Annotated in this window: 16 protein-coding genes and 1 riboswitch; of the genes, 10 read left to right on the top strand and 6 right to left on the bottom strand. The window is 61.9% G+C overall.

The genetic code is table 11. The features are described from left to right. The first annotated feature begins 22 nt into the window (after positions 1-22). The 3 genes from ligB to ACMGF5_RS11280 all read left to right on the top strand — a co-directional run bounded on the left by ligB (position 23) and on the right by ACMGF5_RS11280 (position 2,776). A complete protein-coding gene (gene ligB / locus ACMGF5_RS11290; RefSeq protein ID WP_196997375.1) occupies positions 23-1,726 on the top strand; it encodes an NAD-dependent DNA ligase LigB in 1,704 nt (567 codons plus the stop codon). A 132-nt stretch (positions 1,727-1,858) separates the two neighbouring features. Next, positions 1,859-2,254, top strand: coding sequence for a DUF1090 domain-containing protein (locus tag ACMGF5_RS11285; protein ID WP_115273429.1), 396 nt, complete (start codon positions 1,859-1,861; stop codon positions 2,252-2,254). A gap of 126 nt (positions 2,255-2,380) precedes the next feature. Beyond that, positions 2,381-2,776, top strand: coding sequence for a DUF1090 domain-containing protein (locus tag ACMGF5_RS11280; protein WP_039601823.1), 396 nt, complete (start codon positions 2,381-2,383; stop codon positions 2,774-2,776). A gap of 56 nt (positions 2,777-2,832) precedes the next feature. Here ACMGF5_RS11280 and ACMGF5_RS11275 read toward each other — a convergent pair whose 3' ends face one another. After that, positions 2,833-3,279 carry a c-type cytochrome gene (locus ACMGF5_RS11275; RefSeq protein WP_115273428.1) on the bottom strand — a complete coding sequence of 149 codons (447 nt, stop codon included), beginning with the start codon at positions 3,277-3,279 and terminating at the stop codon, positions 2,833-2,835. A 115-nt stretch (positions 3,280-3,394) separates the two neighbouring features. Here ACMGF5_RS11275 and ACMGF5_RS11270 point away from each other — a divergent pair, with 115 nt between their 5' ends. After that, the gene (locus ACMGF5_RS11270) at positions 3,395-4,546 is read left to right on the top strand and encodes a murein transglycosylase A (RefSeq protein WP_046785041.1); all 1,152 of its coding nucleotides are present in this window, start codon (positions 3,395-3,397) and stop codon (positions 4,544-4,546) included. A 49-nt stretch (positions 4,547-4,595) separates the two neighbouring features. On the opposite strand, the gene ACMGF5_RS11265 is transcribed toward ACMGF5_RS11270, so the two are convergent. Then, positions 4,596-4,982, bottom strand: coding sequence for an MAPEG family protein (locus ACMGF5_RS11265; RefSeq protein ID WP_012312435.1), 387 nt, complete (start codon positions 4,980-4,982; stop codon positions 4,596-4,598). A 25-nt stretch (positions 4,983-5,007) separates the two neighbouring features. Further along, complete coding sequence (locus tag ACMGF5_RS11260) at positions 5,008-5,841, bottom strand: EamA family transporter (protein WP_115273427.1); 834 nt, start codon at positions 5,839-5,841, stop codon at positions 5,008-5,010. Positions 5,842-6,043: 202 nt separating this feature from the next. Between ACMGF5_RS11260 and ACMGF5_RS11255 the strand changes: the two genes are divergently transcribed. After that, entirely contained in the window at positions 6,044-7,279 is a 1,236-nt protein-coding gene (locus ACMGF5_RS11255; RefSeq protein WP_115273426.1) for a cation:proton antiporter, read from the top strand. A 51-nt stretch (positions 7,280-7,330) separates the two neighbouring features. Here the strand turns inward: ACMGF5_RS11255 and ACMGF5_RS11250 are convergent, their stop codons facing one another. Next, entirely contained in the window at positions 7,331-7,732 is a 402-nt protein-coding gene (locus ACMGF5_RS11250) for an acyl-CoA thioesterase (RefSeq protein WP_012312432.1), read from the bottom strand. A gap of 179 nt (positions 7,733-7,911) precedes the next feature. Next, positions 7,912-8,008: riboswitch (S-adenosyl-L-homocysteine riboswitch) on the top strand. A 20-nt stretch (positions 8,009-8,028) separates the two neighbouring features. On the opposite strand from ACMGF5_RS11250, the gene ahcY reads away from it, so the two are divergent. The 5 genes from ahcY to ACMGF5_RS11225 all read left to right on the top strand — a co-directional run bounded on the left by ahcY (position 8,029) and on the right by ACMGF5_RS11225 (position 14,612). Then, positions 8,029-9,438, top strand: coding sequence for an adenosylhomocysteinase (ahcY, locus tag ACMGF5_RS11245; RefSeq protein WP_046785039.1), 1,410 nt, complete (start codon positions 8,029-8,031; stop codon positions 9,436-9,438). A gap of 165 nt (positions 9,439-9,603) precedes the next feature. Continuing rightward, positions 9,604-10,449, top strand: a complete 846-nt coding sequence (metF, locus tag ACMGF5_RS11240; protein WP_115273425.1) for a methylenetetrahydrofolate reductase [NAD(P)H] — start codon at positions 9,604-9,606, stop codon at positions 10,447-10,449. Between the two features lie 94 nt (positions 10,450-10,543). Then, positions 10,544-11,620, top strand: a complete 1,077-nt coding sequence (locus ACMGF5_RS11235; RefSeq protein ID WP_174140999.1) for a hypothetical protein — start codon at positions 10,544-10,546, stop codon at positions 11,618-11,620. Positions 11,621-11,696: 76 nt separating this feature from the next. Then, positions 11,697-12,485: a substrate-binding periplasmic protein gene (locus tag ACMGF5_RS11230; protein ID WP_046785036.1), complete on the top strand. Its 789-nt coding sequence runs from the start codon at positions 11,697-11,699 to the stop codon at positions 12,483-12,485. Between the two features lie 216 nt (positions 12,486-12,701). Continuing rightward, positions 12,702-14,612, top strand: a complete 1,911-nt coding sequence (locus ACMGF5_RS11225; RefSeq protein ID WP_204919451.1) for a DEAD/DEAH box helicase — start codon at positions 12,702-12,704, stop codon at positions 14,610-14,612. A gap of 60 nt (positions 14,613-14,672) precedes the next feature. On the opposite strand, the gene ACMGF5_RS11220 is transcribed toward ACMGF5_RS11225, so the two are convergent. Together ACMGF5_RS11220 and ACMGF5_RS11215 are read right to left on the bottom strand one after the other, a co-directional pair. After that, positions 14,673-15,251 carry a YceI family protein gene (locus ACMGF5_RS11220; RefSeq protein WP_414157785.1) on the bottom strand — a complete coding sequence of 193 codons (579 nt, stop codon included), beginning with the start codon at positions 15,249-15,251 and terminating at the stop codon, positions 14,673-14,675. A 31-nt stretch (positions 15,252-15,282) separates the two neighbouring features. Next, positions 15,283-15,834 carry a cytochrome b gene (locus ACMGF5_RS11215; protein ID WP_046785034.1) on the bottom strand — a complete coding sequence of 184 codons (552 nt, stop codon included), beginning with the start codon at positions 15,832-15,834 and terminating at the stop codon, positions 15,283-15,285. Between the last annotated feature and the right edge of the window lie 63 nt (positions 15,835-15,897).

The following is a 15,897-nucleotide window of genomic DNA, read 5'->3' as shown; positions in this document are numbered from 1 at the left end:
CCGCCACGCAAGGATGCTGGCCATGTCACCTTTCCTGCGCCTCGCCGCCCTGTTGCTGCTCCACACATCCATCGCCCAAGCCGGCCACTGCCCAGACTGGGATGCCAAGCAAGCCAGAACCGAAGTTGCACAACTGCGCACCACCCTGGCCAACTGGGACGACCATTACCACCGCCAGGGTATAGCGCTCGTAGCCGATGAGCTCTACGACCAGGCCCGACACCACCTGCTACACCTGCAACAGTGCTTTGGCCTGGAACCCACAGGCCCAAGCCCACTGGCCAGCGCACGCGGCCCAATTGCCCACCCCGTTGCCCACACTGGCGTCGAGAAACTCCCTGACGCAGCTGGCGTTGCACGCTGGATGACCGGCAAGAAGGGCGTGTGGGTGCAACCGAAAGTCGACGGAGTGGCGGTCTCGCTGGTCTATCGCCAAGGCCGGCTGGTACAGCTGCTCAGCCGCGGTGATGGCCGCCAAGGGCATGACTGGAGCCGCCACATCAAGGACCTCGACAGCATCACCCGGCAATTGCCTCAGCCGCTGGACGTCGTATTGCAAGGCGAGTTGTACCTACGCCTGCAAGCGCACGTGCAAGCTGAGGCAGGCAGCAGCAATGCGCGCGGTAGCGTGGCCGGGATGCTGGCGCGCAAGCAGCTTGGCCCGAAACTGGGCGCGAGCATCGGCCTGTTCGTCTGGGACTGGCCGCATGGGCCTGACAACCAGGGCGAGCGCCTCACACAACTTGCAGCCTGGGGGTTCCCCGACAGTCAGCGTTTCAGCACAGCTATCGACACCCCCGCGCAAGCTACCCACTGGCGCCTGCACTGGTATCGCTCACCGCTGCCCTTTGCCACCGACGGCGTGATTCTGCGCCAGGACAGCCGCCCGCCAGCCGCCCGCTGGCGGCCCAACGCCCCCTATTGGATCGCCGCGTGGAAATACCCCTTCGCCCAGGCGCTGGCAGAGGTGCGCGACGTACACTTTCTAATCGGCCGCACCGGCAGGGTGACGCCAGTGCTCAAGCTGCAGCCGGTCACCCTGGACGACCGCCGGATCAGCCAAGTCAGCCTCGGCTCCATGGCCCGCTGGCAAACCTTGGACATTCGCCCAGGCGACCGGGTGGCGATCAGCCTAGCCGGGCTGACCATTCCACGTTTCGAAAAGGTGGTCCACCGCGCTGTCGAGCGACAACCGCTGACGGTACCTGTACCTGGAAGATACGGTCCTCACAGTTGCTGGCAAGCCGGCGAGGGGTGTGAAGAGCAGTTCATCGCCCGCCTGGCCTGGCTCGGGGGCAAGCAAGGGCTGGCCATGCCAGGCGCCGGCCCGGGCACCTGGCGGCTGCTGGTGCACGCGGGCCTGGTCACATCGCTGACGGACTGGTTGGCGCTCGATGCCCAGCAACTGCAACAAGTGCCGGGCATCAGTGAAGTCAAAGCCATGCGGCTGCAACGCGGTTTCGACATTGCCCGCTCCAGGCCTTTCGCCCATTGGCTGAGGGGCCTTGGCGTGCCTGCCCACGGCAACGTGCCTGAGCATGAGTACTGGCCGGCGCTTGCCAGCCGTTCCCCCAGCGAATGGCAAGCCTTGCCCGGCATAGGCGAAACACGCGCCAGGCAGCTCGCAGACTTCTTCGCCCAGGGAGAAGTACAGCGCATTGCAACACATCTGGGGAACAATGGCGTCGACGGTTTTCACATGGCTGAAGAGGCCAAATCCCACTAGCGAATGCGCAACGACCTGTAAGGGGATTTCCGAATCTGAGCCTGGAAAAACCTGCCAAGGGTTTATAAATCGGTAAAACCAAGGCAGGATTTCCCCACTTTCTGCTGCCCCGCCCCGTCCAAGAGGCTTTTCATGAAACGTATTTCCACCCTTTTCGTGCTGGCAACGCTGGCTTTTTCAGCTAACGCCGCCCAGCCCGCCAAAGAACAACCCGCGCTCACCGGTTGCGCAGCCAAGCGCCAAGCGATTGCTGAACAGATCGAACAGGCCAAGGCCCACAACAACAGCAACCAACAGGCCGGGCTGGAAAAAGCGCTGAGCGAAGTTGACGCGAACTGCACCGATGCCGGCTTGCGCAAAGAGCGCGAACAGAAGGTGCTCGAGGCGCGCCACGAGGTCAACCAGCGCACCAAGGACCTGGACAAGGCCATGAAGAAGGGCGACCCGGAGCGCATCAACAAGCGCAAAGACAAACTTGCCGAGGCGAAAAAGGAGTTGCAGGAAGCTGTCGAAGACCTGGAGCGTTGACAGCAAGTTCCTACTCCTCTTGGCTTGTAGGACTTTTCTGAAGTTACCCACTGAAGGGTTCACTTGGTCTTAGGGAAGGGGCACCATCGCAGCGCTACTGCCATATGCCCCTACAAGGAGGCTTCCATGAAAGTTGTTTCTTCCGTAGTCATGCTGGCTGTTCTCGGTTTGAGCGCATCCGCCGCCCAAGCAGCTCAGCCCACGCCTGGCTTGACCGGTTGCGCAGCCAAACGCAGCGCCATCGAAAACCAGCTGCAATATGCCAGGGCGCACAATAATTCGGGTGAGATCCGCGGCCTGGAGAAGGCCCTGCAGGAGAACACCGAGCACTGCACCGATGCCGGCTTGAAAGAAGAGCGTGAACAAAAAGTGCGCGAAGCCGAAGCAGAAGTCCAAGAGCGGGAAGCAGACCTGAAGCAGGCGCAGGCAAAAGGCGAAGCGAGCAAAATTGCCAAGCGCGAAAAGAAACTGGCCGAATCCAAAGCAGAACTCGAAGACGCCAAAGCCGAATTGACCAAGTAATCTGAGCCTTCAGTCACGCGCGCCAGCCAGCAGTCCGCAAACTATTGGCTGGCGCATCAATGATTACGAAACTCTGTATGGCAGGCCTTGCAGGCTGCCTCGACCTTGTCCATAGGTGCCTTGAGCATCGCCGCATCCAGCGGCTGCTTGCGTGTCACCGCCAGCAACTCGCCTGTCACCCCTTCCAACGCTTGCGCCAAGTCATGAAAGCGCGCCTGACGCTCCCAGACCTCGGGCCGCGCACTGCTGTCGCCATCATCCTTTACCTGCGGAAAATGCTGCCAGGGCGCATGGGCCAGGCTATCGAGTTTCACCGCACCCTCGGAAAACTTAGCCCCATCGAACGGCAACCGCCCGCGCAGCATGCCACCCATGTCCTCGCTGGTCTTGAGCATCTGCTTGAAGATCGCCTTGCGCTGCCCCAAGGGTGAGTTAGGATCGACACGGTCGCAGGCTACCAGGGACAGGCTGATCAGCAGTATGGCGGTGAAACATTTGAACATCACAGTCACATTGGCAGAGGAAAGGGCCACCAGTATCCTCGCCTGCCATGCAAAGACCAATACCCTTACGAACACTATGGGCAGCCATCCGCTGCTGCCCTCCAAGGATTCAACCATGAAATCTGCTCTGCGCCATCTCGCCTGGGCGCTGCCGGCCCTGGCCTTGCTGGCCGGCTGCAACGGCGGCGAAAACGCCAAGCCCGAACCCCACGCCGTCGCTACTTACACCCCTGCGGCTTGGGCCGACCTGCCCAGCGTCAGCGACAGCGACCTGGTCGCGGGTTTCAACGCCTGGCGCACTGGCTGTGAAAAGCTCAAGCGTGATCCGGTGTGGGCCGCCACGTGCGAAGCAGCACAGCCGATTGCCCTGGAGGCGCCCCAGGTGCGCACGTTCCTGCAAGCGCAATTGCAGGTCTATGGCCTGCGCTCGGCCGAGAACAACGCCAATGGCCTGATCACCGGCTACTACGAACCGGTCTACCCCGGCAGCCTGACACGCACCGAAGCGGCCAATGTACCGGTGTATGGCATCCCCGATGACATGATCGTGGTCGACCTGGCCAGCGTTTACCCGGAACTGAAGGGCAAGCGCCTGCGAGGCCGCCTCGACGGCCGCGTGCTCAAGCCCTATGACACCGCCGAGGTGATCTACCGGGACGGCGTGAAGGCCCCGGTACTGGCGTGGTTGACCGACCCGATGGACCTGCAGTTTCTGCAGATCCAGGGCTCTGGCCGGGTAAAGCTGGAAGATGGCCGTCAATTGCGCTTGGGCTACGCCGACCAGAACGGCCACCCGTACCGGCCGATAGGTCGCTGGCTGATCGAGCAGGGCCAGTTGAAGAAGGAAGACGTGAGCATGGGCGCCATTCATGCCTGGGCTCAGGCCAATCCGCAGCGTGTGCCGGAATTGCTGGCGAGCAACCCCAGCTATGTATTCTTCAGCACCCGCCCTGACAGCAACGAAGGCCCGCGCGGCTCGCTGAATGTGCCGCTTACCGCGGGCTACAGCGTGGCCATCGATCGCAAGGTCATTCCATTGGGCAGCCTGCTTTGGCTGTCCACCACACGCCCGGACGGCACACCGGTGGTTCGGCCGGTGGGCGCTCAGGATACCGGTGGCGCGATTACCGGCGAAGTGCGTGCGGACCTGTTCTGGGGCACCGGGCCTGAGGCCGGCGAACTGGCGGGGAACATGAAGCAGCAGGGGCAGATCTGGATGCTATGGCCAAAGGGCAAGCCACTGCCTGAAGTACCCAAAGTCCTTTGACTGGCTGCTGCCCTCCTCGCGGCTCACACGCGAGGAGGGCAGCCAGGCTTCAGGCCGAAACGACGAAGAACGACACGATCAGGGCCACCCCGGCGAACCACACCAGCGAGCGCAAAGCCGCCCAGTCCGCCAGATAGCAGATGATGTAAAGCAGCCGACTGGTGATGTACAAGACCCCCAGCACGTCCTGCGTCACCTGCTCGGCATTGCCCACGATATCGGCCACCAGCACCGCCGCGGCAAATGCCGGAAACGCTTCATAGCTGTTCTGCTGGGCGGCATGGGCACGCCGTGGCAGGCCCGATAATGTGTCGAGGAAGGCGCGTGGGTCGTGATTGTCCTTCAAGCCGAAACGGCCACTGCTCACCTTGGCGATCAAGGCGCACAGCGGCGGCAGGAACAATGCGATCAGGATGCACCACAGGGCAACGGTCATGGACAGGACTCCTTCAGTCGTTAGGTTAGAGCTTCATCACCAGCATGCCTGCCAGTACCAGCCCGCAAGCTAGGAGTCTCGGGCCGCCAAAAGGTTCTTTGAGGTAGCGCATGCCCAGCAGTACCACCAGGATGACGCTCAGCTCGCGCAAGGCCGCCGCCTCGGCCACCGAACCCAGATGCATGGCCCACAATACCAGCGCGTAGCTGAACAACACGCAAAAGCCCACTGCCAACCCCAAGCGCCACTGGGTGCGCCAGAACAGCACGAACGGCCCCCGCCGTGCCACACAGGCCAGCAGCGGAAACGGCCAGGCGCTGAGCAGGGTCAGCCATACCAGGTAGTCCCAGGGCTTACCCCACAACCGCACGGCCTGCCCGTCGAACCAGGTGTAGCAACCGATGCACAGGCCGATCAGCGCCACCACTGGCAGCATCGACCAGGGCAGGCGCTCACCCCCACCTCCCTGCCACAGCAGGCACGCCATGCCACACGGGATCAGCAATATGCCGATGATTTGCTGCTGGCTGAGCGACTCGCCGGCGAACGCCAGGGTCAGCCCCAGCACCACCAGCGGTGACAGGCCACGCATCAGAGGATAGACCAGCCCCAGATCGCCTACCCGATATGCCTGGATCAGCAGGAATCGGTACAACTGCTCGGCCAATGCCGAGGCGATCAGCCAAGGCCAGATCTCGGCAGGCGGCAGGTCCACGAAGGCCACTGCGAGCACGGCAAAGGCCAGGGCTACCGAGTCCATGCTGGCGATCACCAGCAAGCGCTCGCCACTGAATTTGATCAGGGTGTTCCAGGTCGCGTGCAGCAATGCCGCGATCAATACCAGGGAAGTTGCCAGCACGCCTTCAGGTCCTTGTGACGTTATCAGCCACTGAATATATAGCCTTGGTAGTGACAATGGGCGCGAGGCGGTTCTGCATCAAATGCGGAACGAAACCAGCCAACCAGGTCAAAAACTGTGTCCCGAGACCCTCGCCAGATCATCAAAGAACTGCCCGAGCCATTCGGGTTACGACTTGGAAGCCATTGTTACAGGATTTGGGATGCTTGAATTAGTTGCTGCGTTTATCTGCCTCACAACACTCCTCACCTACGTCAATTACCGCTTTATCGGCCTGCCCCCCGCCATCGGCGTGATGGTCACGGCACTGCTGTTCTCGCTGATGCTGCAGGGGCTTAGCCTGATCGGCTTCCCGGGCCTTGAAGAACGCGTCGAAGGGCTGATGAACCAGATCGACTTCAATGACCTGCTGATGCACTGGATGCTGGCGTTTCTGCTGTTCGCCGGCGCACTGCACGTCAACCTCACCGATCTGCGCAGCTACCGCTGGCCGATCGGGCTGCTGGCAACGCTCGGCGTGCTGATCGCCACCGTGGTGATCGGCTTTCTGTCGCACTGGGTCTTTGCGCTGTTCGGCTGGCAGGTGCCGCTGATCTACTGCCTGCTGTTCGGTGCACTGATCTCGCCCACCGACCCGATCGCTGTGCTAGGGGCCCTGCGGACCGCTAACGCCTCCAAACCGCTGAAGACCACCATCGTCGGCGAGTCTCTGTTCAACGACGGCACCGCCGTGGTGGTGTTCACCGTCCTGCTGGGCATCATTCAACTGGGTGAAACGCCAAGCATCACTGACACAGCGATCCTGTTCGCCCGCGAAGCCATTGGCGGGGCGGTGTTTGGCGGGCTGCTCGGTTACGCCACCTACCGCATGATCAAAAGCGTCGAGCAGTATCAGGTCGAGGTCATGCTGACCCTGGCGCTGGTCATCGGTGGTTCGGCGATGTGCTACGAGCTGCACGTCTCGGCACCGATCGCGATGGTCGTGGCCGGGCTGATCATCGGCAACCTGGGGCGCAACCTGGCGATGAACGACATGACCCGTCGCTACCTGGACGGTTTCTGGGAGTTGATCGACGACATGCTCAACGCCCTGCTCTTCGCCCTGATCGGCCTGGAGCTGTTGCTGCTGCCGTTCAACTGGCTGCACCTGGCGGCTGGCAGCGTGCTGGCGCTGGCGGTGCTGCTGTCGCGGCTGCTGACCGTGGCCCCGGCGATCGTGCTTTTGCGCCGCTGGCGCAGCGTGCCCAAAGGCACCGTGCGGGTACTGACCTGGGGCGGCCTGCGCGGTGGCGTTTCGGTAGCCCTGGCACTGTCGCTGCCATTGGGCGAGGAGCGTGACCTGCTGCTGTCGATCACCTACATCGTGGTGCTGTCGTCGATCCTGGTGCAGGGCTTGAGCATCGGGCGGGTGGTGCGCAAGGTCAGCGCACAACCCTGAAAACCCAGGGCCGTCTTGCCGGCGAAAGGGCTGCGAAGCAGCCCCATCACGTTATTCCACCGCGCTGTCCGGAAACTGGTCCTGAACATATTTGATCTCGGTGCGCCCGTGGGCCGCCGGCTGGCCATCCTCGCCCAGGTTGACGAAGACCATCTTGTCGACAGTCAGGATGCTCTTGCGGGTGATCTTGTTGCGCACTTCACACTTGAGGGTGATCGAGGTGCGGCCGAACTCGGTTGCGGTGATGCCCAGCTCGATGATGTCGCCCTGGCGCGAGGCACTGACGAAGTTGATCTCCGACATGTACTTGGTCACCACACGCTGGTTGCCCAGCTGGACGATGGCGTAGATCGCCGCCTCTTCGTCGATCCAGCGCAACAGGCTGCCGCCGAACAGTGTGCCGTTGGGGTTGAGGTCTTCGGGTTTTACCCATTTGCGGGTGTGAAAGTTCATCTGTACTCCTGACCTGCTTGGCTAACGTGCGGTAATGATGGCAGAGCGGCCGGCGCCGCTCCATTGATCATCGACTATCGTCGCTATTAATCGACAGAAAACCTTGGGCGATGACTCCCGCCAAGGCTATAATCTGCGCCGATTCACATGGCCACCCGCCGCGGTGCCATGCCCGCCACCTGTCCGAGGGGCGCTGCAGCAGGGTCATCCTGTCAGGCTCGGATGGGGCGTTGTCCGCTCCCGCGGACGCTCAACGCACAACGGCGCCCATTCGCACACTACGAATGGAGGCTCTCATGAGCGCTGTAAACACGCCTGCAGGTTTTACCGATTTCAAAGTCGCAGACATCTCCCTGGCCGCCTGGGGTCGTCGCGAAACCATCATCGCCGAATCGGAAATGCCTGCCCTGATGGGCCTGCGTCGCAAGTACCTCGCCGAGCAGCCGCTCAAGGGTGCGAAGATTCTGGGCTGCATCCACATGACCATCCAGACTGCCGTGCTGATCGAAACCCTGGTTGCCCTGGGTGCCGAAGTGCGCTGGTCGTCCTGCAACATCTTCTCCACTCAGGACCAGGCCGCAGCCTCCATCGCTGCCGCCGGTATCCCGGTGTTCGCCTGGAAAGGTGAAACCGAGGAAGAGTACGAGTGGTGCCTGGAGCAGACCATCCTCAAGGATGGCCAGCCATGGGACGCCAACATGATCCTCGACGACGGCGGTGACCTGACCGAGCTGCTGCACAAGAAGTACCCGGCCGTGCTGGACCGCGTCCACGGTGTCACCGAAGAAACCACCACCGGCGTGCACCGCCTGCTGGACATGCTGGCCAAAGGCGAGCTGAAGGTCCCGGCGATCAACGTCAACGACTCGGTCACCAAGAGCAAGAACGACAACAAATACGGCTGCCGTCACAGCCTGAACGACGCCATCAAGCGCGGTACCGACCACCTGCTGTCGGGCAAGCAGGCCCTGGTGATCGGCTACGGTGACGTGGGCAAGGGTTCTGCGCAGTCGCTGCGCCAGGAAGGCATGATCGTCAAGGTCACCGAAGTTGACCCGATCTGCGCCATGCAGGCGTGCATGGACGGCTTCGAGCTGGTCTCGCCGTTCATCGACGGTATCAACGACGGCACCGAAGCCAGCATCGACAAGGCCCTGCTGGGCAAGATCGACCTGATCGTCACCACCACCGGTAACGTCAACGTCTGCGACGCCAACATGCTCAAGGCCCTGAAGAAGCGCGCCGTGGTCTGCAACATCGGCCACTTCGACAACGAGATCGACACCGCCTTCATGCGCAAGCACTGGGCATGGGAAGAGGTCAAGCCGCAGGTCCACAAGATCCACCGTACCGGCGCTGGCGACTTCGACCCGCAGAACGACGACTACCTGATCCTGCTGGCCGAAGGCCGCCTGGTGAACCTGGGCAACGCCACCGGCCACCCAAGCCGCATCATGGACGGTTCGTTCGCCAACCAGGTACTGGCACAGATCTTCCTGTTCGAGCAGAAGTTCGCTGACCTTTCGGCCGAGAAGAAAGCCGAACGCCTGACCGTTGAAGTACTGCCCAAGAAGCTCGACGAAGAAGTGGCCCTGGAAATGGTCCGCGGCTTCGGCGGCGTGGTCACCAAGCTGACCCAGCAACAGGCCGACTACATCGGCGTGACTGTCGAAGGCCCGTTCAAGCCGCACGCCTACCGCTACTAAGCGGCAAGCTTGAAGCTGCAAGCGGCAAGAAAAGGCAGACCGTGCCCTTGCCGCTTGCAGCTCCAGCACCCACGATCTTGAACGATGCCAAGCCAGATCGGCCATCACCGATCTGGCTTTTACTTGCAGCTTGCCGCTTGAAGCTTGCTGCTTGAGGAACGAGTGATGTCACAAGAACGCCGCTACAGTTTCGAATTCTTCCCGACCAAGACCGACGCCGGTCATGAAAAGCTGATGGGTGTTGCCCGCCAGCTGGCTGGCTGCAACCCGGACTTCTTTTCCTGCACCTACGGTGCCGGTGGCTCCACCCGCGACCGCACGCTGAACACCGTGCTGCAGCTGGAAAGCGAAGTGAAGGTGCCTGCCGCCCCGCACCTGTCGTGCGTCGGCGACACCAAGGACGAGTTGCGCGCGCTGCTCGCCCAATACAAGGCTGCCGGCATCAAGCGCATCGTCGCCCTGCGCGGCGACCTGCCGTCGGGCATGGGCATGGCAAGTGGTGAACTGCGTTATGCCAGCGACCTGGTCGAGTTCATCCGCCAGGAAACCGCTGATCACTTCCACCTGGAAGTGGCCGCCTATCCGGAAATGCACCCGCAGGCACGCAACTTCGAAACCGACTTGGCCAACTTCGTGCACAAGGTCAAGGCCGGTGCCGACAGCGCCATCACCCAGTACTTCTTCAACGCCGACAGCTATTTCTACTTTGTCGAGCGCGCACAGAAGCTGGGCGTGGACATTCCTGTAGTGCCCGGCATCATGCCGATCACCAACTACAGCAAGCTGGCGCGCTTCTCCGACGCTTGCGGCGCCGAAATCCCGCGCTGGATCCGCAAGCAGCTGGAAGCTTATGCCGACGATACCGCCAGCATCCAGGCCTTCGGTGAAGAAGTCATCACCCGCATGTGCGAACAACTGCTGCAAGGCGGCGCACCGGGCCTGCATTTCTACACCTTGAACCAGGCAGAGGCGAGCCTGGCGATCTGGAACAACCTGAAGCTGCCTCGCTGAAATCATTTGGTAAAATCCTATTCAGAAATGCTTAAGGCTTTAGTCATAGACTAAGGCCTTATTTCATTTCCGGTTCAGACGGGTCTTGCCAGCCATGCAACATTTCACACCCCAGCGCCCTCAACTGGTTTACCTGGCCTTCGGCCCTGCCACCTATCATCAGGAAGCCTGCTTCAGCATCGTCAGCGCCCTGGCCCACCTGGGCACGGCTGCGGGCGAGGCCATGGATATACAGGTCTACACCGACAACCCCGAGCCCTACGGCAAGCTGCCGGTTACCGTTCATCTGCTCGATGAGGCAACGCGCAAGGCCTGGAACGAACCTCACGGCTACCATTTCCGCAGCAAGCATGTCGTGTTGCGCCAAGTCCTCCAGCAGCATTCGCAGGCCGTGCTGATCGACACCGACACATTCTTCCGCAAGTCGCCGCTGAACCTGTTCCAGCGGGTCAAAGCCGGCAGCCTGCTGTGCAACGCTATCGGCGGGCGCTACGGCGCAAATCAGCAGTGCCTGCTCTACCAGAACCTGCAGAACATTCTCCAGGCGCGGGGCTTGGCAGACGGCCAGATGCCTATGGTCAACTCCGGGGTGATTGGCCTGACCGCCGAAGATGCGGGGATACTGGACCACTCGATCGCGATGATGGACGAATTCCATCCACTGGTTCGCACGGCCTATACGCTGGAAGAGTTCTGCCTGGCGGTCGCCGCCTACCGCAAGCTGGCGCTGGCTGAATGCACCGATGTCATCCATCACTACTGGAGCCGCAAGGCTCAGTTCCGGGCCAAGATACAGGCCTGGCTGCGCAAGCAGGCAGACCAGCCACTTAGCGCCGCCGCCTTGGCCGACGTGCTGTTGGTGAATGACCAGTTGCCGCGCCCGCCGACCTTGCAACGCCTGGGTTACAAGGCCATGAGCCTGACCCTGCCCAGCCGCGAGCGCCAGTTTGCCCGCGAACTGTTGTATGGCAGCTACCCCTACCCCAACGAATTTGACCGTGCCTGCGCACCCGCCTGGTGGGACAAGGCACTGCAGAATCTCAATGAGCGTTATGGCCCAATGGAGCCGGAGCAATTACGCCAGTGCCTGCGCCACCCATGCCTGCGCCTCTCGCTCGGCGCCCAACGCAAGGAAATCGAAGCGCATCTGCTGCAGTCCGCACAGCGTTGAGCGTACTACTCCCGCGAAGGTGCTGCCTCAGCGCCTGCAACTGGCCTTACCCAAGCCGAGCGCGTAATCTCGCCTCATGCCGTTCATCGTCCGCTTCTTCTGCATCCTGCTGCTCGCCTGCCTGAGCCCCATGGCGCAGGCCGAACGCCTGCGCCTGGTTACCGATGACTGGGCGCCTTATGTGTACCAGCACAACGGCCAGCCCAAGGGCATAGATTACGAAGTTACCACTGAGGTGTTCAGGCGCCTGGGTGTCGAGCTGGAGTGGGAATTCATGCCTTGGAAGCGATGCCTGGCAATGATCGAACAGGGCCAGGCCGACGGGGTCATGGACATCTTCAAAGTGGACTCGCGCCAGGCATACATGGTCTACCCGCTGGAGCCCATGTCGGATGTCGAATTCGTGCTGTATCAATCCAGCCGCCGTCGCCATGCCATAACCCGACTGAGCGACCTCACCGACCTGACTGTCGGCACCTCACCGGGCTATGCCTATGGAGCACAGTTCAACGATGCATCAGGCTTTCGGCGTGAAGCGGCGCCAAGCCACGAAGCCAATTTTGGCAAGCTGGTGCTCGGGCGCATCGATTTGCTGGTTACCGACCGCCTGGTCGGGCGCTACCTGCGCCGCCAACTCGGCCTGGAGCAACAGGTAGAGGAACTGCCACTGGTCATCAGCCGTCAAGCGCAATACCTGGGGCTGGCACGCAAACCTGGCCGCGATGCCTTGGCGCTGGCGTTTACCGAAGGGCTGCGGCGCTTCAAGCAGGAGCCCGCTTACCTAGCGATAATCGAACGCTATATCGGCAGCACTGACCACCTTCCTCACACCGTTGAGCAGCAGGAAAGCAGCACACAGCGATAGCTCTGTTATACTCGGGCCTTCCCGCCCGGCTCACGCCCGGACGCTCGGCCTCGCAACAGGCATCCCGATCGGCACCGACGCACCTTGCGTCCTAACTCCGTTTTCCGGATGTGCAGTGAAAGCCCAGCTGGACCGGACGCGATCGCATCTCACCGATGCCCGTCGCGCCAGGCAGAATATCCCTACGGGCCCAGCCCCCACAGAACAGGATTGCCCATGTCCTTTGCTTCCCTCGGTCTCTCCGAGGCACTTGTCCGCGCTATCGAGGCTGCGGGCTATACCCAGCCGACTCCGGTGCAACAGCGGGCGATTCCCGCCGTGTTGCAAGGCCGCGACCTGATGGTCGCCGCACAGACAGGTACTGGTAAAACCGGCGGTTTCGCCCTACCGATCCTTGAGCGCCTGTTCCCGGCAGGCCACCCGGACAAATCCCAGCGCCACGGCCCGCGCCAACCGCGCGTGCTGGTCCTGACCCCGACCCGCGAACTGGCGGCTCAGGTACACGACAGCTTCAAGGTTTACGCTCGCGACCTGCCGCTGGTCAGTGCCTGCATTTTCGGCGGCGTTGGCATGAACCCGCAAATCCAGGCCATTGCCAAGGGTGTCGACGTCCTGGTGGCCTGCCCGGGCCGTCTGCTCGACCTGGCAGGGCAAGGCCGTGTCGACCTGGCCCACGTGGAAATCCTGGTCCTGGACGAAGCCGACCGCATGCTCGACATGGGCTTCATCCACGACGTCAAGAAGGTCCTCGCCCGCCTGCCGGCCAAACGGCAGAACCTGCTGTTCTCGGCGACGTTCTCCAAAGACATCACTGACCTCGCCGACAAGCTCCTGCACAACCCTGAGCGCATCGAGGTCACCCCACCGAACACCACCGTCGAGCGTATCGAGCAGCGCGTCTACCGCCTGCCCGCCAGCCACAAGCGCGCGCTGCTGGCCCACCTGATCACGCTCGGCGCCTGGGAGCAGGTACTGGTATTCACCCGTACCAAGCACGGCGCCAACCGTCTGGCCGAGTACCTGGAAAAGCACGGCCTGAGCGCCGCGGCCATCCACGGCAACAAGAGCCAGAACGCTCGTACCAAGGCACTGGCCGACTTCAAGGCCAACAGCGTACGCGTACTGGTCGCCACCGACATTGCCGCCCGTGGCCTGGACATCGACCAACTGCCGCATGTGGTCAACTTCGAACTGCCCAATGTCGAAGAAGACTACGTTCACCGTATCGGCCGCACCGGCCGTGCCGGCCGCTCGGGCGAGGCCATTTCCCTGGTCGCGCCGGACGAAGAAAAACTGCTCAAGAGCATTGAGCGGGTCACCAGGCAGAAGATCGCCGATGGCGACCTGATGGGCTTCGACCCAAGCCAGGTGGAGGCCGAGAAGCCTGAAGTGCGTGAACGCCCGCAGAACAACGGTCGCGGCGGCCGCAATCAGCAGGCCCGTGGTGACGGTGGCAAAGATGGCAGTGGCGGCCGCAAGGACAAGGGCAAGGATAAAGGCAAGGCCAAGCAGCAGGCCGCCGACAAGCCTGCCGACAAGGAAAAGCCCGCCGACAAGCAGCAACAGCCGCGCAAGCCGCGTGACAAGAAGCCGCGCCAACAGCAAGCCAGCCAGAACAGTGTGCCGAAGGCACCGGCCGACCGTGCTCCGGATGAATTCCTGGACGACGAAATCGACAACTTCGGTAACCGTGCCGACTACGTCAGCCCCTACCAGAATGCCAAGAACCAGGGCCGCAACCGTCGCCCGGGTGCCAATGCCGGCGCTGGTCAAGGCCAGGCCAACCCTGGGCGCAGCAACAGTGGTGGCAGCAACAGTGGTGGTGGCCAAGGGCGTAACGGCGGCCAGCCGCGCAGCGCCAGTGGCGAGAAACGCCCGCCGCGCAACAACAAGGGAGGTGATGCGCGCCGCGATAGCAACGGTGGTGGCCGCAACCGTTCGGCCGGCCGTGATGACGCATCCCGTCAGGAACCGGCAGTACGTAGCTCGCGAGAGCCGCAAAACCAGCCTGTGATCATCCGCAAGGAATCCAAGCTCGACCGTTTCCCAACGCCTGAGCAACTGGAAGACCTGCCAAGCCGCCCACGTGGCGAGCGGCCTGCGTTACTGACCCGCAAAGGCGGCTAACGCTACCGGCAAATAAAAACGCCGCCCCATGGGGCGGCGTTTTTATTGCTCAGGCAATGATCACTTCTGCTTCACACCTTCGACGCTGATGTCCAGGTCCAGGGTCTGCGAGGTTGCGCCAGGGCCCTTGATACCGAAGTCGTTCAGGTTCAGCGTGGTGGTAGCGTTGAAGCCAGCACGCTCACCGCCCCATGGGTCCTTGCCCTCACCGTTGAAAGTGGCCTTGAAGGTCACAGGCTTGGTCACACCATGCAGTGTCAGGTCACCGGTCACGTCTGCAGTCTTTTCGCCGGTCGATTTGACGGCAGTGGAAACGAATTTCGCTTCCGGGTACTTCTTCACGTCCAGGAAGTCAGCGCTGGCGATATGCTTGTCGCGCTCGGCGTGATTCGACCACAGGCTGGCGGTTTTCAGGTCGACGCTGATCTTGCTGGCTTCAGGCTTGGCGCTATCCCAAGCGAAGTTGCCGTCGAAGTCCTTGAAGGTACCGTGAATGAAGCTGTAGCCCAGGTGGCTGATTTTCCAGTCGACGAACGCGTGCTGGCCTTCCTTGTCGATCTTGTACTCGGCGGCCATGGCCTGACCAGCACTGAGCAGAGCGGTACCGAGCGCCAGAGCGGCAAAAGTCTTTTTCAACATCCTTTCAGTTCCTTGCAATTGAGGTTGAGAGTCAAGCTTTGCGGCCCAGCATGCGAACCAGGGTCGCGTCACGGTCGATGTAATGGTGCTTCAGGGCAGCCAGGGCATGCAGCGCGGCGAAAATCACCAGGCCCCACGCCAGCCACAAATGAATAACGCCGGCCAGGTCTGCCTGATCAGGCAGGTCACTGACAAGGGCAGGTACTTCAAACAAGCCAAATACCGGAATACCGACACCGTCGGCGGTAGAGATCAGGTAGCCGGCGATCATCACCGCGAACAGGCCTGTGTACAGCGCCAAATGCCCCAACCTGGCGGCCAGGCGGGTAAATGCCCCGTGGCTGGCAGGCGCCGGCGGCGGTGGGCTGATGAAGCGCCACAGCACACGCACAAGCATGACAGCCAGCAGCACCAGGCCGATGCTCTTGTGCAGGTCCGGGCCTGCCTTGCGCCAAGGGCTGTAATAATCGAGACCGACCATCCACAGACCAAGACCGAACAGGCCAAAGACCGCCAGCGCAACGCCCCAGTGCAGGAGGATGCTGACCACGCCATAGCGAGAGGGTGAATTGCGCAGTTGCATGATGCCGTGTTTCCCCGTGAAAGCTATGCACAGACTAACGCGTAACGTATCGAATAAAAGCAC

The sequence above is a fragment of the Pseudomonas sp. BNK-15 genome (assembly GCF_047456105.1).
Taxonomy (GTDB): Bacteria; Pseudomonadota; Gammaproteobacteria; order Pseudomonadales; family Pseudomonadaceae; genus Aquipseudomonas; species Aquipseudomonas putida_E.
The sequence above is the reverse complement of the archived record's forward strand: the minus strand, read 5'-3'. Positions and strand labels throughout refer to the sequence as shown.